Source organism: Variovorax sp. YR750 (assembly GCF_900109805.1).
GTDB lineage: Bacteria > Pseudomonadota > Gammaproteobacteria > Burkholderiales > Burkholderiaceae_C > Variovorax > Variovorax gossypii.
Window position 1 is genome coordinate 229,147 of sequence record NZ_FOBJ01000010.1, and the last position, 18,566, is coordinate 247,712.

General features: G+C 66.8%; 17 protein-coding genes. 10 read left to right on the forward strand and 7 right to left on the reverse strand.

The window, feature by feature from the left end:
• Positions 1–10: 10 nt before the first annotated feature.
• The gene (locus tag BMY35_RS21455) at positions 11–1,426 is read right to left on the reverse strand and encodes a sodium:proton antiporter (protein WP_093203433.1); all 1,416 of its coding nucleotides are present in this window, start codon (positions 1,424–1,426) and stop codon (positions 11–13) included.
• A gap of 38 nt (positions 1,427–1,464) precedes the next feature.
• On the reverse strand, positions 1,465–2,685 hold the full coding sequence (gene pncB, locus BMY35_RS21460) for a nicotinate phosphoribosyltransferase (RefSeq protein ID WP_093203434.1): 1,221 nt from the start codon (positions 2,683–2,685) through the stop codon (positions 1,465–1,467).
• A 178-nt stretch (positions 2,686–2,863) separates the two neighbouring features.
• Between pncB and BMY35_RS21465 the strand changes: the two genes are divergently transcribed.
• Together BMY35_RS21465 and BMY35_RS21470 are read left to right on the forward strand one after the other, a co-directional pair.
• Complete coding sequence (locus tag BMY35_RS21465; protein WP_093203436.1) at positions 2,864–3,097, forward strand: CsbD family protein; 234 nt, start codon at positions 2,864–2,866, stop codon at positions 3,095–3,097.
• A gap of 70 nt (positions 3,098–3,167) precedes the next feature.
• A complete protein-coding gene (locus tag BMY35_RS21470) occupies positions 3,168–3,575 on the forward strand; it encodes a hypothetical protein (protein ID WP_093203438.1) in 408 nt (135 codons plus the stop codon).
• Between the two features lie 78 nt (positions 3,576–3,653).
• Here the strand turns inward: BMY35_RS21470 and BMY35_RS21475 are convergent, their stop codons facing one another.
• Complete coding sequence (locus BMY35_RS21475) at positions 3,654–4,100, reverse strand: acyl-CoA thioesterase (protein WP_093203439.1); 447 nt, start codon at positions 4,098–4,100, stop codon at positions 3,654–3,656.
• 221 nt (positions 4,101–4,321) lie between these two features.
• Between BMY35_RS21475 and BMY35_RS21480 the strand changes: the two genes are divergently transcribed.
• Positions 4,322–4,873: a phasin family protein gene (locus BMY35_RS21480; protein WP_093203441.1), complete on the forward strand. Its 552-nt coding sequence runs from the start codon at positions 4,322–4,324 to the stop codon at positions 4,871–4,873.
• 128 nt (positions 4,874–5,001) lie between these two features.
• Positions 5,002–5,760, forward strand: coding sequence for a 3-hydroxyacyl-CoA dehydrogenase (locus tag BMY35_RS21485; RefSeq protein WP_093203442.1), 759 nt, complete (start codon positions 5,002–5,004; stop codon positions 5,758–5,760).
• On the opposite strand, the gene BMY35_RS21490 is transcribed toward BMY35_RS21485, so the two are convergent.
• Positions 5,708–6,658, reverse strand: a complete 951-nt coding sequence (locus BMY35_RS21490) for a YihY/virulence factor BrkB family protein (protein WP_093203444.1) — start codon at positions 6,656–6,658, stop codon at positions 5,708–5,710. The genes BMY35_RS21485 and BMY35_RS21490 overlap by 53 nt on opposite strands.
• Positions 6,659–6,740: 82 nt before the next feature.
• Between BMY35_RS21490 and dnaG the strand changes: the two genes are divergently transcribed.
• The 5 genes from dnaG to sugE all read left to right on the forward strand — a co-directional run bounded on the left by dnaG (position 6,741) and on the right by sugE (position 14,240).
• The gene (dnaG, locus tag BMY35_RS21495) at positions 6,741–8,771 is read left to right on the forward strand and encodes a DNA primase (protein ID WP_093203604.1); all 2,031 of its coding nucleotides are present in this window, start codon (positions 6,741–6,743) and stop codon (positions 8,769–8,771) included.
• A gap of 297 nt (positions 8,772–9,068) precedes the next feature.
• Positions 9,069–11,402, forward strand: coding sequence for an RNA polymerase sigma factor RpoD (gene rpoD, locus BMY35_RS21500; RefSeq protein WP_093203445.1), 2,334 nt, complete (start codon positions 9,069–9,071; stop codon positions 11,400–11,402).
• Between the two features lie 101 nt (positions 11,403–11,503).
• Positions 11,504–12,739 (forward strand): multidrug effflux MFS transporter, encoded by a 1,236-nt coding sequence (locus BMY35_RS21505; RefSeq protein ID WP_093203447.1) that lies wholly within the window; start codon positions 11,504–11,506, stop codon positions 12,737–12,739.
• Between the two features lie 13 nt (positions 12,740–12,752).
• Complete coding sequence (locus tag BMY35_RS21510) at positions 12,753–13,886, forward strand: HPP family protein (RefSeq protein WP_093203606.1); 1,134 nt, start codon at positions 12,753–12,755, stop codon at positions 13,884–13,886.
• 33 nt (positions 13,887–13,919) lie between these two features.
• On the forward strand, positions 13,920–14,240 hold the full coding sequence (gene sugE, locus BMY35_RS21515; protein ID WP_093203449.1) for a quaternary ammonium compound efflux SMR transporter SugE: 321 nt from the start codon (positions 13,920–13,922) through the stop codon (positions 14,238–14,240).
• Positions 14,241–14,247: 7 nt separating this feature from the next.
• On the opposite strand, the gene BMY35_RS21520 is transcribed toward sugE, so the two are convergent.
• The 3 genes from BMY35_RS21520 to BMY35_RS21530 form a co-directional block, all read right to left on the reverse strand.
• Positions 14,248–15,213, reverse strand: a complete 966-nt coding sequence (locus BMY35_RS21520; RefSeq protein WP_093203608.1) for a tripartite tricarboxylate transporter substrate binding protein — start codon at positions 15,211–15,213, stop codon at positions 14,248–14,250.
• A 69-nt stretch (positions 15,214–15,282) separates the two neighbouring features.
• Positions 15,283–16,491, reverse strand: a complete 1,209-nt coding sequence (locus BMY35_RS21525) for a CaiB/BaiF CoA transferase family protein (RefSeq protein WP_093203450.1) — start codon at positions 16,489–16,491, stop codon at positions 15,283–15,285.
• The gene (locus BMY35_RS21530; RefSeq protein ID WP_093203452.1) at positions 16,488–17,435 is read right to left on the reverse strand and encodes a hydroxymethylglutaryl-CoA lyase; all 948 of its coding nucleotides are present in this window, start codon (positions 17,433–17,435) and stop codon (positions 16,488–16,490) included. The genes BMY35_RS21525 and BMY35_RS21530 overlap by 4 nt, the downstream gene beginning before the upstream one ends.
• 103 nt (positions 17,436–17,538) lie before the next feature.
• Here BMY35_RS21530 and BMY35_RS21535 point away from each other — a divergent pair, with 103 nt between their 5' ends.
• Positions 17,539–18,441 (forward strand): LysR family transcriptional regulator, encoded by a 903-nt coding sequence (locus BMY35_RS21535; RefSeq protein WP_093203453.1) that lies wholly within the window; start codon positions 17,539–17,541, stop codon positions 18,439–18,441.
• The last annotated feature ends 125 nt before the right edge of the window (positions 18,442–18,566 follow it).

Consider the following 18,566-nt stretch of genomic DNA (forward strand, 5'->3'; position numbering starts at 1 on the left):
GATTTGTCTCTCAGCGGAAGAAGAGGAAGGTGGAAAGGACGAACAGCGGAACCAGGATGACGACGGACCACGCCATGTAGCCGAAGAAGCTCGGCATGCGCACGCCGCGGCTTTCGGCGATGGCCTTGACCATCAGGTTGGGCGCGTTGCCGATGTAGGTGTTGGCGCCCATGAACACGGCGCCGGCCGAGATGGCGGCCAGCGTGCTCGCGTAGGTGGTCATCAGCGCCGCCGGGTCGCCGCCCGCGGTGTTGAAGAACACCAGGTAGGTCGGCGCGTTGTCGAGGAAGGAGCTCAGCACGCCGGTGGCCCAGAAGTACATCGCCGGGTCGGGCTGGCCGTCGGCGCGCGTCACGGCCGAGACGATGGCGCCGAACGGCCCCTGCGTGCCCGCCTTGAGCATCGCGATCACCGGGATGATGGTCAGGAAGATGCCCGCGAACAGCTTGGCCACCTCGGCCATCGGGCCCCATTCGAACTGGTTGTCGGCATGCACCTTGGGCGAGGTGAGCTTGTACGAGACCACCGCGATCACCGCCAGCCCCACGTCGCGCACCAGCCCCGGCAGGCCGACCTCGGTGCCGAACACGTCGAAGACCACGGGCGACTTCCAGAAGCCGCTCAGCAGCACCAGCGCGACCACCCCGCCCAGCAGCCAGAAGTTGGCGGCGCCGTCGAAGCCGATGCCCGGCGTGTCGGGCGTGGGGTCGAACGGCAGCACGCCTTCCTTGCGGTAGTAGTGGCGGTCGACCGCGTAGAAGAGCGCGAGCAGCACGGCCAGGATGAAGAGCGTTTCGAACAGGATGTTCTGCGCGGTCCAGAAGAAGCCCACGCCCTTCAGGAAGCCCAGGAACAGCGGCGGATCGCCCAGCGGCGTGAGCGCGCCGCCCGCGTTCGACACGATGAAGATGAAGAACACGATCACGTGCACCTTGTGCACGCGGTTGTCGTTGGCGCGGATCAGCGGCCGGATCAGCAGCATCGACGCCCCCGTGGTGCCCATGAAGCTCGCGAGCACCGCGCCGATGGCGAGGATCGCCGTGTTCAGCCCCGGCGCGCCGCGCAGGTTGCCGCGGATGTGGATGCCGCCCGCCACCGTGAAGAGCGCGGTCAGCAGGATGATGAACGGGATGTATTCGGCCACCAGCGCGTGCACGAACTGCACGCCGGCGAACTGCACGCCGAAGGCCGCCGCGAAGGGCACCAGGAAGGCCAGCGCCCAGGCGGCCGAGACCTTGCCGTAGTGGTGGTGCCAGAACGCCGGTGCCAGCAGCGGCAGCAGCGCGATCGACAGCAGGATGCCCGCGAAGGGCACGCCCCACAGCGGAGAGAGGCTGGCGCCGTCGAACTCGGCGGCCGAAGCCAGGGCGGGGAACAGGAACAGCAACGGCAGCGCGGCCGCCTTCGGTCGGATCTTTTTTTGCATGGGGAGGCCGTACCGTACCAGACAGGTCAGTACAGCCTTCACGCCGGGGGTTGTTCGATCTCGAAGACCTGGCGCAGGTAGGCCAGGTATTTCTCGTCCTCGCACATGTTCTTGGACGGCGTATCCGACAGCTTGGCCACCGGCTGGCCGTTGCACTCGATCATCTTGATGACGATCTGCAGCGGCTCGTAGCCCAGGTCGTTGGTGAGATTGGTGCCGATGCCGAAGGCCAGCTGGCAGCGGCCGCGGAACTGCTGGTAGAGCTCGATGGTGCGCGGCACCGTGAGGCCGTCGCTGAAGATCAGCGTCTTGGTGCGCGGATCGACCCGGTTGGCGATGTAGTGCGCCAGCATGCGCTCGCCCCAGACGAAGGGGTCTCCGCTGTCGTGGCGGGCGCCGTCGAAGAGCTTGCAGAAGTACAGGTCGAAGTCGCGCAGGAAGGCGCTCATGCCGTACACGTCGGACAGCGCGATGCCCAGGTCGCCGCGGTACTCGCGCGCCCAGCTCTCGAAACCGAAGATCTGGCTGTCGCGCAGCCGCGGGCCGAGTGCCTGGCAGGCCTGCAGGTATTCGTGGGCCATGGTGCCCAGCGGGATCATGCCGAGCTTCATGGCGTACAGCACGTTGCTGGTGCCCGCCAGCTGCGGCAGCCGGGCGCCGGGCGGCGCCTGCACCGGCGGCGAGGTGACGGCGCCTAGGCGGGCGGCCGCGGTGCGCAGCACTTCCTCGTGCCAGTCCTTGGAGAAGCGGCGGCGCGTGCCGTAGTCGGCGATCTTCAGGTCGCCGAGGCCGGCTTCCTGCAGCTGGGCGATCTTGGTCTCGAGCCGCCGGCGGCCTTCCTGGAAGTTGGGGTTCTTCTGCGTGTTGCGGAAATAGACCTCGTTGACGATGGCCAGCACCGGGATCTCGAACAGGATGGTGTGCAGCCACGGTCCCTTGATGCGGATCTCGAGCTCGCCCGAGGGCTGGGGAATGATGTTGATGTACTTCTCGTTGAGCCGGAAGAGCCCCAGGAAGTCGACGAAGTCGCTCTTGATGAAGCGCATGGAGCGCAGGTAGGCCAACTCGGCGTCGCGGAACTGCAGCGAGCACAGGCCCCGCACCTCTTCGCGGATCTGCCCGGCGAACTGGGCGAGGTCGACGCCCGGGTTGCGGCACTTGAAGCGGTACTCGACCCTGGCCCCCGGGAAATGATGCAGGACCACCTGCATCATCGTGAACTTGTAGAGGTCGGTGTCGAGCAGGCTGTGAATGATCATGGTGCTGGGCGCGTTGTCTCAATCTTTCGGCGGCCGTTCGATTATCACGGCGCGCGTCGGCCTCTGCCTACGGGGGCCGGACAGCACGTCCTACCGGCAGGGCGAATACCCCGGGCGACAGTGATTTCACGGCGGCGGACGAAGCCCCGCCGAGTCAACAGCCCCAAAGGAGATTCGCATGAACAAGGACACCATCGAAGGCAACTGGAAGCAGCTCAAGGGCAAGGTCAAGGAGCAGTGGGGGAAGCTGACCGACGACGACTTCGACGTCATCGCCGGCAAGCGCGACCAGCTGCTCGGCCGCATCCAGGAGCGCCACGGCATCAGCCGCGACGAAGCCGAGAAGCAGGTCAAGGACTGGGAAACGCGCGACGGCCGCTCGCCGGACGCGCTCTGGTTCGAGCGCTACTGAGCGCCGCCGGACTCTGTCCTGCCGAATCCGATCCGATCCCATCCATCCAATCCCCGAAGGAGAACATCCCATGAAAAAGCACCTTCTCATGCTGGCCCTCGCCTCCACCTGTTTCATCGCGACGCAGGCCAGTGCCATGACCAAGGACGAATACAAGGTCGCCAAGGAAAAGATCGAGGCCGACTACAAGGTCGCCAAGACCCAGTGCGGCACCATGAAGGACAACGCCAAGGACGTCTGCATGAAGGAAGCCAAGGGCAAGGAAGATGTCGCCAAGGCCGAACTCGAGCAGCAATACCAGCCCAGCGACAGCCACGCCCGCAAGGTGGCCGAGGAAAAGGTGAAGGCCACCTACGAAGTCGCGAAGGAAAAGTGCGACGACCAGAAGGGTGAAGCCAAGACCGCTTGCGAGAAGCAGGCCAAGGCTGACGAAGCCCAGGGCAAGGCCGAGATCAAGGCCATGAAGAAGACCATGTAACGGTCTTCCGGGCATTCGCAGCATCGACGGCGCCCTCCGGCGCCGTCTTTCGTTGGAGCCCGAAAACGGGCGGCCCGATCAGGCCTTGAGCGAATCGACCACCTGCTGCAGCGCCTCGGGCAGCGGCACCGGCCGCTGCGTGGCGCGGTCTACATAGACGTGGATGAAGTGGCCCTGGGCCGCGGCGGTATCGGAGCCCTCGGCGAAGAGCGCGATTTCGTACCTGACGCTCGACCGCCCCGCCTGGGCGACCCGCACGCCCGCCTCCACCGTCTGCGGGAACGCGATCGGCGCGAAGTAGTTGCACTGCGTCTCCACCACGAAGCCGATGGTCTGGCCCTGGTGGATGTCGAGCGCGCCGCGCTCGATCAGCAGCGCATTCACCGCCGTGTCGAACCAGCTGTAGTAGACGACGTTGTTGACGTGACCGTACATGTCGTTGTCGGCCCAGCGCGTCGGAATGCTGCGGAATGCGCGATAGCCGCTGCGCGCATGGGGGGTGGGTTTGGTGGTCGGGGCGCTCATCGCGCGGCATTTTGCCAGCGGCTCCCAAGGCGGAAAGCCACCTTGGAGACCGGCCCGGCAACCGAATTTAGATGACGGCTTCTAAATTGCTGCGGAGCAACAAAAACCCCTTGATCGCAAAACCCAGCTGCCTATACTTGAGCCCATGCTGCACCGCAACATTGACGGCGAGACAGCGCAACGTGAACCGACCACCCACCATCCCTTCTTGGAGATCTCAAATGGCCCTGACCGCTGACCAAATCCTCGCCGCTCAAAAAGCAAACCTCGAAACCCTCTTCGGCCTGACCACCAAGGCTTTCGAAGGCGTCGAGAAGCTCGTCGAACTGAACGTGACCGCTTCGAAGGCCGCCCTGGCCGAAGCCCAGAACACCGCCCAGGCCGCCCTGAGCGTGAAGGACGCGCAAGAACTGCTGACGCTGCAAGCCAGCCTGTTCCAGCCCCTGGCCGAGAAGACCGCCGCCTACAGCCGTCACCTGTACGACATCGCCCAAGGCACCGGCGCCGAGTTCACCAAGGCCTTCGAAGCCAAGGCGACCGAAGCCCAGCAAGCCTTCGTCGGCCTGGTCGACAGCGCTTCCAAGAACGCTCCCGCCGGTTCGGAAACCGCCGTTGCCGTCCTGAAGAGCGCCGTGGCTGCCGCCAACAACGCTTTCGAATCGGTCCAGAAGGCCGTCAAGCAAGCGTCGGACGTCGCCGAAGCCAACTTCAACGCCGTGTCGACCCAAGCCGTCGCCGCTGCGAAGACCGCTACCGCTTCGCGCAAGCGCTAAGCAACCGACCACCACCAGTTGTCTCCTTGGGTCCTCACGGATCCAATTCAGGGCCTCATCCTCGGATGAGGCCTTTTTTTTCGCCCCTCGGCGTCTTCGATAATGCAGCGTTCATTCAGGAGACTTCAATGCAGATCGATGGCAAGGTTTTTATCGTGACCGGCGGCGCTTCGGGCCTCGGCGAAGGCACGGCGCGCATGCTGGCGGCCAACGGCGGCAAGGTGGTGATCGCCGACATGCAGGCTGAAAAGGGCGAAGCCGTTGCCAAGGAAATCGGCGGCGTGTTCGTCAAGTGCGACGTGAGCCAGGAAGCCGACGGCCAGGCCGTCGTGGCGGCGGCGCTCAGGCTCGGCAAGCTGGTCGGCCTCGTCAACTGCGCCGGCATCGCGCCCGCCGAGAAAACCGTGGGCAAGAACGGCCCTCACGCGCTGGCCACCTTCAGCAAGACCGTCACGGTCAACCTGATCGGCAGCTTCAACATGATCCGCTTGGCGTCCGACGCCATGGGCAAGAACGAGCCCGAATCCACCGGCGAGCGCGGCGTGCTGATTTCCACCGCTTCCGTCGCCGCCTACGACGGCCAGATCGGGCAGGCTGCCTACAGCGCCTCGAAGGGCGGCGTGGTCGGCATGACGCTGCCCATCGCCCGCGACCTCGCGCGCAGCGGCATCCGCAACATGACCATCGCCCCCGGCATCTTCGGCACGCCCATGCTCTTCGGCATGCCGCAGGAAGTGCAGGACGCGCTGGCCGCCAGCGTGCCCTTCCCTTCGCGCCTTGGTACGCCCGAGGACTACGCCAAGCTCGCCAAGCACATCATCGAGAACGACATGCTCAACGGCGAGGTGATCCGCCTGGACGGAGCGATTCGACTGGCTCCCCGCTGACCCTTTCGGATTCCGGCAGCTTCGTGCTGCCGGTGCGGTCCAGGCGCTCGTACTGTGCGATCACCTGGGCTCCGAGCAGCACGAGCGTCGCGGCGATCTCCAGGCTCAGCAGCACGACGATGGCCGTGGTGAGCGAGCCGTAGACCACATTCACCTGCGACAGCGTCGAGAAGTACCAGATCAGCACCCGCCGCGTGGCCTCCCACAGCAGCGCGGCCGTCACGCCGCCCAGCAGCGCGTGGCGCAGCGACATGCGCCCAGCCGGCATCACGAGGTACAGCGAGGTCAGCATGAAGATCTCGCCGCCCAGCCCCAGCAGGTAAAGCAGCAGCCCCGAGACGCCCGAAAGCGACCAGCTGCGCCCCAGCAGGTCGACGCTTTCCTGCCCTACCAGCTGAAGCGCCCCCGACACCAGCGTGACCAGCAGCAGCCCCACGCACAGGCACAGGATGTAGACGTAGGGCATGGCCACCGACACCAGGAAGTGCCGCTTGTGGTCCGCCTTGCGGTGGTGAAAGATCACCGCCATCGCGCTTTCGAGCACGCTGAAGGCCAGCGAGCTGAAGAAGATCATCGTCACCAGCAGCACCGGCCCGAGCACGTCGCGGTGGTCCAGGAAGCTCGACAGTTCCGCCACGATGGCCTTCGACTGCCCCGGCAGCAGCCATTCGAGGTACCGCCCGATGGTGCGCAGCAGCTCGGCCTGCTCGATGACATGAGACAGCGCGATCACGCTCACGATCAGCAGCGGCACGATGGACAGCAGCGCGTAGTACGCCACCGCGCCCGCGAGCAGCAGGCCCTGGTTGGCGCGGAATTCCTTGAGGGCGTCCCAGAAGAATCTGAGGGGATGGCGCAGCAGCGGCGCGACGTGTTGCAGCGGTTTGGGCGTCGTCATGCGTGGATTCCGGTCGCTTTCAGTATGCCGCCCGGCGGTGAACCTTCGGCTGCTTGCGTATGATTTGCCGCTCTTCGCCTACATGACCATCCCCGCTTCATTCATCCAGGAACTCATCGCGCGCGCCGATGTGGTCGAGATCGTCGGCCGCTATGTGCAGCTCAAGAAGGCCGGCGCCAATTTCATGGGGCTGTGCCCGTTCCACGGCGAGAAATCGCCCTCTTTCTCCGTCAGCCCGACCAAGCAGTTCTATCACTGCTTCGGCTGCGGAGTGCATGGCAACGCCATCGGCTTCCTGATGGAACACGCGGGCATGGGTTTCGTCGAGGCGGTGCACGACCTCGCCGGCCAGTACGGCATGCAGGTGCCCGAGGACGACGTCTCCCCCGCCGAGCGCGCCCGCGCCGCCAGCCAGCGCCAGAAGCAGGCCACGCTGACCGACGTGCTCGAGAAGGCCGGCGACGCCTATCGCAAGCACCTGCGGCAAGCCCCCGGCGCCATCGAATACCTGAAGGGCCGCGGCGTCTCGGGCGAGGTGGCCAAGCAGTTCGGCATCGGCTATGCGCCGGCCGGCTGGCGCGCCCTGGCGAGCGTGTTTCCCGACTACGACGACCCGCTGCTCGCCGAGAGCGGCCTGGTAATCGTCAACAACGAGGAAGGCAAGCTCAGCGAGGAGGAAGCCAAGCGCTACGACCGCTTCCGCGACCGCGTGATGTTCCCCATCCGCAACGTGAAGGGCGAATGCATCGGCTTCGGCGGCCGCGTGCTGGGCGACGAGAAGCCCAAGTACCTGAATTCGCCCGAGACGCCGGTGTTCAGCAAGGGCCGCGAGCTCTACGGCCTCTACGAAGCCCGCTCGGCCTTCCGCGACCGGGGATATGCGCTCGTCACCGAGGGCTACATGGACGTGGTGGCGCTGGCGCAGCTGGGCTTTCCGAACGCCGTGGCCACGCTCGGCACGGCCTGCACGACGGAGCACGTGCAGAAGCTCTTCCGCTTCACCGAGTCGGTGGTGTTCAGCTTCGACGGCGACGCCGCCGGACGCCGCGCCGCCCGCAAGGCCCTCGACGGCGCGCTGCCCTATGCCACCGACGTGCGCAGCATCAAGTTCCTGTTCCTGCCGGCGGAGCACGACCCCGACAGCTTCATCCGCGAGCACGGCGCCGAGGCCTTCGCCCGCTTCGTCAACGAAGCCACGCCGCTGTCGCGCTTCATGATCGAAGCCGCCCGCGAAGGCTGCGACCTGACCACCGCCGAAGGCCGCGCCCACATGACGAGCAACGTGCGCCCGCTCTGGGGCGCGATGCCCGACGGCGCGCTCAAGCGGCAGCTGCTGAGCGAGATCGCGACGCTGGTGCAGCTCGACGCATCCGCGCTGTCGGAGCTGTGGGCCTCCACGCCCGGCCCGCGCAAGGCCGGCGGCGCTCCCGCGCAGCAGCGGCGCCACGACGAGCCCCCGAGCTACGGCGACGCAGGCGGAGACGACTACTACCCGGACATGCCTCCGCCGCAGGACTATGAGCCGCCCCGCTATGAAAGCGATAGCAAGCCCAAGTTCCAGCAGCGCAAGTTCACGGGCAAGGGCGGCAAGCGCTGGGGCGGGAAGTTCGAGGAGCCCATCGAGCCGCTGCGCGGCCGTGGCGCACCGCCGAGCCGTCCTGACGTGGCGGTGCGGCTGCTGCTGTCGAACATGGCCCAGTGGGAAGCGCTGTCGCACGAGCTCCACGTGATGCTGTGCGACCTGCCCGGCCAGCACGGCGCCCTCTTCACCTGGCTCGACAGCCAATTGCACGAGCACGGCGTCCAGCCTTGGGCGGCCTTGCGCGAAGGCCTGCGTGGGCTCGAATTCGAAGCCCTGGCCGAGCGGCTGATGTCCGTCGCCGAAGCCGGCCCCATTCCCGAGGGCGAGGAAGCGCAGCACCTGGCCGACGCCGCCCGGGAGCTCGCCAGCGTGCTCGATTTCATGCTCGAGGAGCTCTTGAAAAAGCAGGAGAACGAGGCAATTGCAGCTTTCGGGAAAGACCCCGACGCACCTGATCGTTTCAGGGCAATCCAGGCGCGGCGGCTCGAATTGCGTGCCCGATTGCGCGCGTCGGGATCAGAAACTGCTTGAAATTTGCGCAACACGCTATAATGTAGGGCTTCGCAACTGGCGAAATTAGGCAAGAGCGACAGCAGCACCTCCGGGCCGGCCCCTAGCGCAACGCACTCCAACGGTAGATTCCGGCGGAAAGGGCCAATAACCGCAAGGACTGCACACCAAATGTTCGCCCGACATCTTGCCTGTTGAGGAATTAATTCCTCTTTCCCAATTGTTTCCAGTCCATGCCTGTGCATGGGCTCGGTGGCGCTGTCCGCGTGACGGTGCGCCTGTGATTCCGCTTGTCTTTTCTTGCCGTAACGAGGTCGTATGCCCAGTTCAAAGAAGCCTGCTCCTTCACTTGCCAAAAGCGTCGCCACCAAGCCCGCAACAGAAAAACCGTTGAAAGCCAGCGCAAAGCCGGCAACCAAGACGGCTGCCGCCGCATCCAAATCGGCCGCCGCTACGAAAGTGAAAACCGTGCCCACGAAATCGACCTCCCTCGAAGATCCCAAGAAAGCAGCCGCTCCGGCAGCCAAGAAGGTCGGCCGCCCGCCCAAGGCCGCCGGCGCCGCCTCGACCACCACCGGCGCCAAGCGCGGCCGCAAGCCCAAGGCCGACAAGGAAGCCCCCGAGAGCGACGTCGACCTGTCGGACATCGAGGACGATCTGGCGGGTGACGAGCCCGCGGCCGCTGCGACCGAGGAAAAGGTCAAGCCGCTTCGCATGAAGATCAGCAAGGCGAAGGAACGCGCCTTGATGAAGGAGTTCGGCCTCGACGAGACCGTGCTCTCCGAAGAAGACCTGGCCAAGCGCCGCTCGCGCCTGAAGACCCTGATCACGCTGGGCAAGACGCGCGGCTACCTGACGCACGGCGAAATCTCCGACCACCTTCCCGACAAGCTGGTCGACGCCGAGACCATGGAAGTCGTGGTCACCATGCTCAACGACATGGGCGTGGCGGTGTACGAGCAGACGCCCGACGCCGAAACCCTGCTGCTGAACAACACCGCGCCCACCGCCACCACGGTGGAAGAAGCCGAGGAAGAAGCCGAAGCCGCGCTCTCCACGGTGGACAGCGAATTCGGCCGCACCACCGACCCGGTGCGCATGTACATGCGCGAGATGGGCACGGTCGAACTGCTGACGCGCGAAGGCGAAATCGAGATCGCCAAGCGCATCGAAGGCGGCCTGATGGCCATGATGGAAGCCATCTCGGCCTCCCCCGCCACCATCGCCGAAATCCTGCGCCTGGCCGGCGAGATCCGTGAAGGCAAGGTCGTCATCTCGACCATCGTCGACGGCTTCTCGAACCCCAACGAGGCCGACGACTACGTGGCCGAGGAAGACTTCGACGAATTCGACGAGGAAGACGACGACGACGGCAAGGGCGGCTCCAAGGCCCTGACCAAGAAGCTCGAGGAACTCAAGAACGAGGCCCTCTCGCGCTTCGACCGCATCGCCGAACTGTTCGAGAAGATCCACAAGATCTACGAGAAGGAAGGCTACGGCACGCCGGCGTACGCCAAGGCCCAGCAGGCCGTGTCCGACGAGCTGATGACCATCCGCTTCACCGCCCGCACCATCGAGAAGCTGTGCGACCTGGTGCGCACGCAGGTGGACGACGTCCGCAAGAAGGAGCGCGAGCTGCGCCGCATCATCGTGGACAAGTGCGGCTTCCCGCAGGACGAGTTCATCCGCGACTTCAGCGGCTACGACAAGAACGGCAACCGCATCGCCTCCAACCTGCTGAACCTGAAGTGGGTCGAGAAGCAGGCCGCCGCCGGCAAGCCCTGGAGCATGGTGCTGTCGCGCAACATCCCGCCGGTGCAGGAACTGCAGCAGAAGCTCGCCGACATCCAGTCGCGCGTGGTGGTGCCGCTGTCGGAGCTGAAGGACATCAACAAGCGCATGAACGAGGGCGAATCGTCCTCGCGCGACGCCAAGAAGGAAATGATCGAGGCCAACCTGCGCCTCGTGATCTCCATCGCCAAGAAGTACACGAACCGCGGCCTGCAGTTCCTCGACCTGATCCAGGAAGGCAACATCGGCCTGATGAAGGCGGTCGACAAGTTCGAATACCGTCGCGGCTACAAGTTCTCGACCTACGCGACGTGGTGGATCCGCCAGGCCATCACCCGCTCGATCGCCGACCAGGCGCGCACCATCCGCATCCCGGTGCACATGATCGAGACGATCAACAAGATGAACCGCATCTCGCGCCAGCATCTGCAGGAGTTCGGCTTCGAGCCCGACGCGGGCATCCTGGCCGCGAAGATGGAGATCCCGGAAGACAAGATCCGCAAGATCATGAAGATCGCGAAGGAGCCGATCTCGATGGAAACCCCCATCGGCGACGACGACGATTCGCACCTGGGCGACTTCATCGAGGACAGCAGCAACACGGCTCCCATCGAAGCCGCGATGCAGGCCGGCCTGCGCGACGTGGTCAAGGACATCCTCGACTCCCTCACGCCACGCGAAGCCAAGGTGCTGCGCATGCGCTTCGGCATCGAGATGAGCACGGACCACACGCTGGAAGAAGTCGGCAAGCAGTTCGACGTGACCCGCGAGCGCATCCGCCAGATCGAGGCGAAGGCCCTGCGCAAACTCAAGCATCCGTCGCGTTCGGACAAGCTGCGCAGCTTTATTGATACGCTCTGATCCGGTCTCCCGGTATTTCCCCGACGAGGAGGCGCCCGCAAGGGCGCTTTCTTTTTTGGTACTCGCAAGACTCGCATAAGAAGAATGGAGCAAACCTCACCATGAATCCCGATGCAGACAAACTCTGGCAGGCCCCGCGCTGGGCGCTTGCCGTGCTGCTCGCGGTGCTCGGCATGCTCGGGCCCTTCTCCATCGATACCTACATCCCGGCCTTCTCGGGCATCGCGCAATCCATCGGCGCGACGCCGGCCGAGATGCAGCAGACGCTCTCGGCCTACCTGTTCGGCTTCGCGTTCATGAACCTGTTCCACGGCGCGCTGTCCGACAGCTTCGGCCGTCGCCCAGTGGTGCTGTGGGGCCTGGCGGTGTTCACGCTGGCATCGCTGGGCTGCGCGCTCTCGCAGAACATCACGCAGCTGGTGCTCTTCCGCGGCCTGCAGGGGCTGTCGACCGGCGCCGGCATCGTGGTCTCGCGCGCGGTGATCCGCGACATGTTCCCGCCCGCCGAGGCGCAGCGGGTGATGAGCCAGGTCACGATCTACTTCGGCGTGGCTCCGGCCATCGCGCCCATCGTGGGCGGTTTTCTCTTCGTGCACGCGGGCTGGCACGCGGTGTTCTGGTTCCTGGTGGCGGTGGGCGTGGTGCTGTTCGCGGCCAACTACAAGCTGCTGCCCGAGACGCTGCACAAGGACCACCGCCAGCCTTTCCAGGTGCGGCACCTGATGCGCGGCTACTGGGACCTGTGCTCCGACCCGCGCTTCCTGCTGCTGGCCTTCGCCAGCGGCGTGCCCTTCAACGGCATGTTCCTCTACGTGCTGGCCGCGCCCGCATTCCTCGGCGACCACCTCGCGCTGCAGCCGCAGCAGTTCTTCTGGTTCTTCCTGCTGACCATCGGCGGCATCATGCTCGGCGCGCGCGCCAGCGGGCGCATGGCCGGCAAGGTGGCGCCCAAGCGGCAGATCCGCGACGGCTTCGTGATCATGCTGGTCACCTCGGTGGTCAACGTGGTGGCCAACACCTTCTTCCAGGCGCACGTGGCATGGGCGCTGTGGCCGCTGGCGGTGTTCGCCTTCGGCTGGGCGCTGATGGTGCCGGTGGTCACGCTGCTGGTGCTCGACCTGCACCCCGAGCGCCGCGGCATGGCCTCGTCGCTGCAGGCCGTGATCGGCTCCACCGCCAACGGCATCGTGGCCGGCGCAGTGGCGCCGCTGGTGATGCATTCCACGCTCGCGCTGGCGCTCACCTCCATGGGCATGCTCGGCATCGGGCTGGTCGCCTGGGTGTGGCTGCACGACCGCTGGCCCGACATCGGGCGCAAGGTGGCGCACGAAGGCTGAGGCAGACATGGCGATGCGCTTCCCGGCAATCCTGACCCACGCGCGCGCCTGGCTGCCGGCGCGCACCACCGTCGATGCCCGTGAGCGGCTGCGCGCCGTCATGGGTGCGGGCATCGGCCTGCTGTTCACCGCGCTGCTGTGCCGGTGGCTGGCCGGTCCGCTGGCCGCCTCGGTCTGGCTGATCGCGCCGCTGGGGGCCAGCGCAGTGCTGGTGTTCGCGGTGCCGGCCAGTCCGCTGGCACAGCCGTGGTCGGTCATCGGCGGCAACACGCTGTCGGCGGTGGTCGGCATCGCGGCCGCCAACTGGATTCCCGACCCCGCGCTGGCCGCCGCCGTCGCGGTGGCTGGCGCCATCGGCCTGATGTTCAGCGCGCGCTGCCTGCATCCGCCCGGCGGCGCCGCGGCACTGCTCGCGGTGCTGACGCACACCACGCATTTCTCGTCGGCCCTCTTCCCCTTCTTCACCAATTCGCTGCTGCTGGTGCTGGCGGGCGTGGCCTACAACACGCTCACGGGTCGCCGCTATCCGCACGTACAGGTGGCGCAGCGACCGCCCGGCTCGGACGCACGCTTCAGCCAGGCCGACATCGACGCGGTGCTGGCCCGCTACAACCAGGTGCTCGACATCAGCCGCGACGACCTCGAGTCGCTGATCCGCGAGACCGAGCTCGAGTCGTACAAGCGCCGCCTCGGCACGCTGAGCTGCGCGGACATCATGTCCAGGGTGCCGATCTCGGTGGAGTTCGGCACGCCGCTGCAGGAAGCCTGGGCGCTGATGCACGAGCGCCGCATCAAGGCCCTGCCCATTACCGACCGCACGCGCCGCGTGGTGGGCATCGTCACGCAGGCCGACTTCTTCCGACAGCTCGACCTGCAGCACCACGAGGGCATCGCGGCCAAGCTGCGCGACCTGATCCGCGCCACCCGCACGGTGATGTCGAACAAGCCCGAGGTGGTGGGCCAGATCATGACGCGCCAGGTGCGCGTGGCCAGCGCCGACCGGCCCGTGGTCGACCTGGTGCCGCTGTTCTCCGAGGGCGGCCACCACCATATCCCCATCATCGACGCTGAAAAGCGGCTGGCCGGCATGATCACCCAGTCGGATTTCGTGCGCGCCCTCTACCGTGCCGTGCGGCCGGAAAGCTAGAGAGAACCTTTCATCCAAGGAGAAGGAGCGCACATGGCGTGGATCGTGTTGTTCATCGCAGGCCTGCTCGAGATGGGCTGGGCCATCGGCCTCAAGTACACCGAAGGCTTCACCAGGCTCTGGCCGTCGATCGGCACCGCGATCTCGATGGTGCTCAGCGTGGTGCTGCTGGGCTGGGCGATGCGCACGCTGCCGGTGGGCACGGCCTACGCGGTGTGGACCGGCATCGGCGCGGTCGGCACCGTGGCGCTGGGCATCGTGCTGTTCGACGAGCCCGCGAACGCCGCGCGGCTGGTGTGCGTGGGGCTGATCATCGCGGGCATCCTGGGGCTCAAGTTCACGAGCGCGGCCTGAGCCTGCGCTATTCCAGCGTCACGTTCGCCTTCTTCACCAGCGCGGCATAGCGCGCTGCCTCGCTGCGGAAGAAGCTCGCGGCCTGCTCCGGCGTCGTGGGCCTGATGACATTGCCCTGCCTGTCCATCGCCTCGCGCACCTCCGCGCTGCCGAACGCGGCAACCACGGCGCCGTGCACGCGCTGGACATCGGCCGCCTGCATCTTCGCCGGCCCGATCACCGCGAACCAGCCCTCGACAGCGTAGTTGGGCAGCCCCTGCTCGGCGATGGTCGGGATGTCGGGCGCGGCCGGCGAGCGTTGCGCGCCGCACAGGCCGATGGCGCGCAGCGCGCCGCTCTTGATGTGCTGCTGCACGGCCGGCAGCGCGATCACGCCCATCTCGACCTGCCCGCCGATCATGTCGGTCATCATCGGCCCGGTGCCCTTGTAGGGAATGTGCCGCGCCTTCACGCCCGCCTCGTCCAGGAACATCTCGTCGGCCAGGTGCAGGATGGTGCCGTTGCCCGACGAGGCGTAGTTGTAGCCGCCCGGCTTCGCGCGCAGCAGCGCGATCAGTTCCTGGACGTTCTTCGCGGGCAGCTTCGGGTTGGCCACCAGCACCAGCGGCGTGGCGCCGATCACGCTGATCGGCGTGACATCGTTGATCGCATCGAAGGGCATCTTCCTGAACACCGCCGGATTGATGACGTGGTTGTTCGACACCATGCCCAGCGTGAGGCCGTCCGGCGCGGCCTTGACGATGGCCGCCGCACCGGTGATGCCGCCTGCGCCCGGCAGGTTCTCGATCACCACCGGCTGGCCGAAGGCCTTGCCGAGCGCCGGCGCGGCCGCGCGCACGATGGCGTCGACGCCCGAGCCCGCGCTGATCGGCAGGATGAAGCGGATGGGCTTGTCCGAGCCCTGCGCGAGCGCGGGGCATGCGGCCATCGCGGCGGCGCATGCGCCGAGGCCGAGCAGCGCGCGGCGGTTCATCTTCAGGGGAAGTGCGTTCGTCATGGTCTTGTCTCTCTTCTTTATGGTTCTGGGAAATAAGTGCGTCGCTCAGGCCACGGCCGATCCGGCGTGCAGCGCATCGATCTCCTCGTGCGCATAGCCCAGCCCGGCCAGCAGCTCGCGGGTGTGCTCGCCCAGCATCGGCGGATGCAGCCTCACGCCGAGGCGCTCGCCGTCGAGCGTGATCGGGAACAGCGTGGTCTGCGCCATCTCCCCGGCACGCTCGCCGTCGGGCAGGCGTATGTCGGCGAGCCCGCCCGTGGCCTTCAGGTGCGGATCGGCGTACAGGTCCTCGGGCCGGGTGATGGGCGCGAACGGCAGTCCGCTGGCCTCGAAGATCGCCGACAGCTCCGCCGCCGAGCGCTGCGCGAGGCGCTCGCGCAAATCGGCCAGCAGCGTGGGCCGCAGGCGCACGCGGTCGTTGTTGGTGCGCAGGGCCGGGTCGGCCTTCAGGTCATCGAAGCCCAGCGCCTCGCAGAAGGTCTTCCACTGCGCATCGCTCACGGCAGCGAGGAAGATCTGCTCGCCGTCCTTCACGGTGAACACGTCGTACAGCGCCCAGGCCGAGATGCGCTCGGGCATCGGCGCCGCCGCCTGTCCGGTGATCGCGTACTGCAGCATGTGCTGGCCGACCAGGAACACGTTGTTCTCGAACAGCGCCGACTTCACCTCCTGGCCCTTGCCGGTCTCGGTGCGCTGCATGAGCGCGGCGATCGCGCCGATGGCGCCGAACATGCCGCCCATGATGTCGTTCACGCTGGTGCCCGCGCGCAGCGGATCGCCGGGGCGGCCCGTCATGTAGGCCAGCCCGCCCATCATCTGCACCACCTCGTCGAGCGCGGTGCGGTGCTCGTAGGGACCGGGCAGGAAGCCCGTGTGGTTCACGTACACGAGCCGTGGATTGAGCTTGCCCAGCGCGGCGTAGCCCAGGCCGTACTTGTCCATGGTGCCGGGCTTGAAGTTCTGCGCCACCACGTCGGCGGTAACGCACAGCCGCAGCGCGGCCTCCACGCCCTGCGGATGCCGCAGGTCGAGCGCGATGCTCTTCTTGTTGCGGTTGAACATCGGGAAGAAGCCCGCGCCCGCGCCCAGCAGGTGCCGCGTGCGGTCACCCTCGATGGGCTCGACCTTGATGACCTCGGCGCCAAGGTCCGCCAGCACCATGCCGCAGGTCGGCCCCATCACCATGTGCGTGAACTCGACCACACGGATGCCGGCGAGCGGCAGGCGCTTTTCTTCGGTGCCTGCCGTGCTCATGCCGCGACGCCTTCCATGGCTGTGAAGGTCTTCGGAAAGCCCGCTCGCCACACCGTGCCCTGCAGGGTCTCGCCCTCGAGCCAGCCCGCCACGCGGCGGCGCAGGTCGAGCAGCTTCGGCAGGTCGACGCCGGTGGCGACACCCATGCTCTCCAGCATGAAGACCAGATCTTCGGTGTCGACATTGCCGCTGGCGCCCGGCGCATGCGGACAGCCGCCGATGCCGGCCAGGCATGCGTCGAAGCGCGTGATGCCGACTTCGAGCGCCGCATACGCATTCGCGAGCCCCATGCCGCGCGTGTCGTGGAAATGGCCGCACCAGAGCCGGTCGCCCGCGATGCGCAGCGCGCGCTCGAACAGGCTGCGCACCATCGCCGGATCGGCGTAGCCGACAGTGTCGGCAAGGCTCACGCGGTCGGCGCCTGCGTCGAGCAGCGCCTGCATCAGCCGCAGCACCTCTTCGGCGTCGACGTGGCCTTGCAGCGTGCAGCCGAAGGCCGTGCCCACGCCGCCGTCGATCAGCGTCTTCGAGCCCGCCGCGTCGCGCGCCGCGCGGATGCGGCCGACCTCGGCCACCACCTCATCGGGCGTCTTGCGCAGGTTGGCGAGGCTGTGCGCGTGACTCGCCGAGAGCGGCACGATCATCAGGTCGGCCCCGCCGGCGATGGCCCGCTCGGCCCCCTTGAGGTTGGGCACCAGCACCGAGGCGAAGAGCCCCGGCAGCGTCTTCGCATAGGCCAGCAGCTCGGCCGTGTCGGCCAGCTGCGGCAGCAGGTGCGCGGGCACGAAGGAGCCGACCTCGATCTCGCGCTGCCCGGCGGCGTGCGCGTCGCGGATCCATTCGAGCTTGCGTTCGGTGGGAAGCACGCGCGCGATGCTCTGGAGGCCGTCGCGCAGGCCCACTTCGCGGACGACCGCGCGCGGCGGCAGGAAAGCGTGAATCAAGTCTTGTCTCCGTCGTGAGTGAAAGTACCTGACGGATGGTAGAAGTTCCGAATCGATCCAGAAGCTATATTTTGGAAGTCATCTGATTCCAGAACGGAACACCATGAGAGACCTCGACCTGACCACCCTGCGCCTCTTCGTCGCCGTCTGCGAAACGCGCAGCATCGCGCGCGCCGGCGAGCAGGCCAGCATCGTCGGCTCGGCCATCAGCAAGCGGCTGGCCCAGCTGGAAGAAACCGTCGGCACGCCGCTGCTGCTGCGCAAGCGCCGGGGCGTGGTGCCGACGCCGGCGGGCGAAACCCTGCTGGAACACGCCCGCGCGATGCTCGGCAGCGTGAACCGCATCGAGCGCGACATGGCGGCGTACGCCGGCGGCGTGCGCGGGCACGTGCGCATCCTGGCCTCGGCCTCGGTCATGGCCGAGTCGCTGGCCGAGGACGTGGCCGACTTCCTGCAGGACCCGGCGCACCGCAACATCCGCGTCGACATGGAGGAGCGCGTGAGCCCGGAGATCGTGCGCGGTATCCGCGAGGGCACCGCCTCCATCGGCCTGTGCTGGGACGCGGCCGACCTCGAAGGCCTGGAGCGGCGCGACTACCGCAGCGACCATCTCGCCATCGTGGCGCATCCGTCCCACCCGGTGGCGCAGTGCGAGAGCGTGCGCTTCGAGCAGGTGCTCGACCACGAATTCGTCGGCATGCCTGCGCTGAGCGCGGTGCAGCTCATGCTCGCGCGCGAGGCGGCCGTGGCGGGCAAGCCGCTGGTGTACCGGGTGCTGGTGTCCAACTTCGACGCGGCGCTGCGCGTGGTGCGCGCCGGGCTGGCGATCAGCGTGGTGCCTGCCGAGGTGGCCCGGCCCTTCGCCGAGGCCTTCGGGCTGCGGCTGATGCCGCTGACAGACCCGTGGGCGCGGCGGCGGTTCGCGATCTGCTTCCGGGGCGACACGGAGCTTTCGCCCTCGGCGCAGCTGCTGGTGGCGCATCTGGAGCGGCGTGCCAGCGACTGATTCGTCCGAATTCGTCTAGATTCGTCCGGATTTGGAAACTATCCGTTGTGGATCGTCGGGTTTTTGTTTCGATTCGCGCAACCTAATATTCGAGGCATTCAGCGCTGTCACCCATCCACCCCGAG

Coding starts and splice junctions, on each gene's coding strand:
- BMY35_RS21465 (WP_093203436.1), top strand. CDS start 2,864: ATGAACAAGGACACCATCGAAGGCAACTGGAAGCAGCTCAAGGGCAAG.
- BMY35_RS21520 (WP_093203608.1), bottom strand. CDS start 15,213: ATGAACCGCCGCGCGCTGCTCGGCCTCGGCGCATGCGCCGCCGCGATG.
- BMY35_RS21510 (WP_093203606.1), top strand. CDS start 12,753: ATGCGCTTCCCGGCAATCCTGACCCACGCGCGCGCCTGGCTGCCGGCG.
- dnaG (WP_093203604.1), top strand. CDS start 6,741: ATGACCATCCCCGCTTCATTCATCCAGGAACTCATCGCGCGCGCCGAT.
- rpoD (WP_093203445.1), top strand. CDS start 9,069: ATGCCCAGTTCAAAGAAGCCTGCTCCTTCACTTGCCAAAAGCGTCGCC.
- BMY35_RS21505 (WP_093203447.1), top strand. CDS start 11,504: ATGAATCCCGATGCAGACAAACTCTGGCAGGCCCCGCGCTGGGCGCTT.
- BMY35_RS21475 (WP_093203439.1), bottom strand. CDS start 4,100: ATGAGCGCCCCGACCACCAAACCCACCCCCCATGCGCGCAGCGGCTAT.
- BMY35_RS21485 (WP_093203442.1), top strand. CDS start 5,002: ATGCAGATCGATGGCAAGGTTTTTATCGTGACCGGCGGCGCTTCGGGC.
- BMY35_RS21480 (WP_093203441.1), top strand. CDS start 4,322: ATGGCCCTGACCGCTGACCAAATCCTCGCCGCTCAAAAAGCAAACCTC.
- pncB (WP_093203434.1), bottom strand. CDS start 2,685: ATGATCATTCACAGCCTGCTCGACACCGACCTCTACAAGTTCACGATG.
- BMY35_RS21455 (WP_093203433.1), bottom strand. CDS start 1,426: ATGCAAAAAAAGATCCGACCGAAGGCGGCCGCGCTGCCGTTGCTGTTC.
- BMY35_RS21470 (WP_093203438.1), top strand. CDS start 3,168: ATGAAAAAGCACCTTCTCATGCTGGCCCTCGCCTCCACCTGTTTCATC.
- BMY35_RS21535 (WP_093203453.1), top strand. CDS start 17,539: ATGAGAGACCTCGACCTGACCACCCTGCGCCTCTTCGTCGCCGTCTGC.
- BMY35_RS21525 (WP_093203450.1), bottom strand. CDS start 16,491: ATGAGCACGGCAGGCACCGAAGAAAAGCGCCTGCCGCTCGCCGGCATC.
- BMY35_RS21490 (WP_093203444.1), bottom strand. CDS start 6,658: ATGACGACGCCCAAACCGCTGCAACACGTCGCGCCGCTGCTGCGCCAT.
- sugE (WP_093203449.1), top strand. CDS start 13,920: ATGGCGTGGATCGTGTTGTTCATCGCAGGCCTGCTCGAGATGGGCTGG.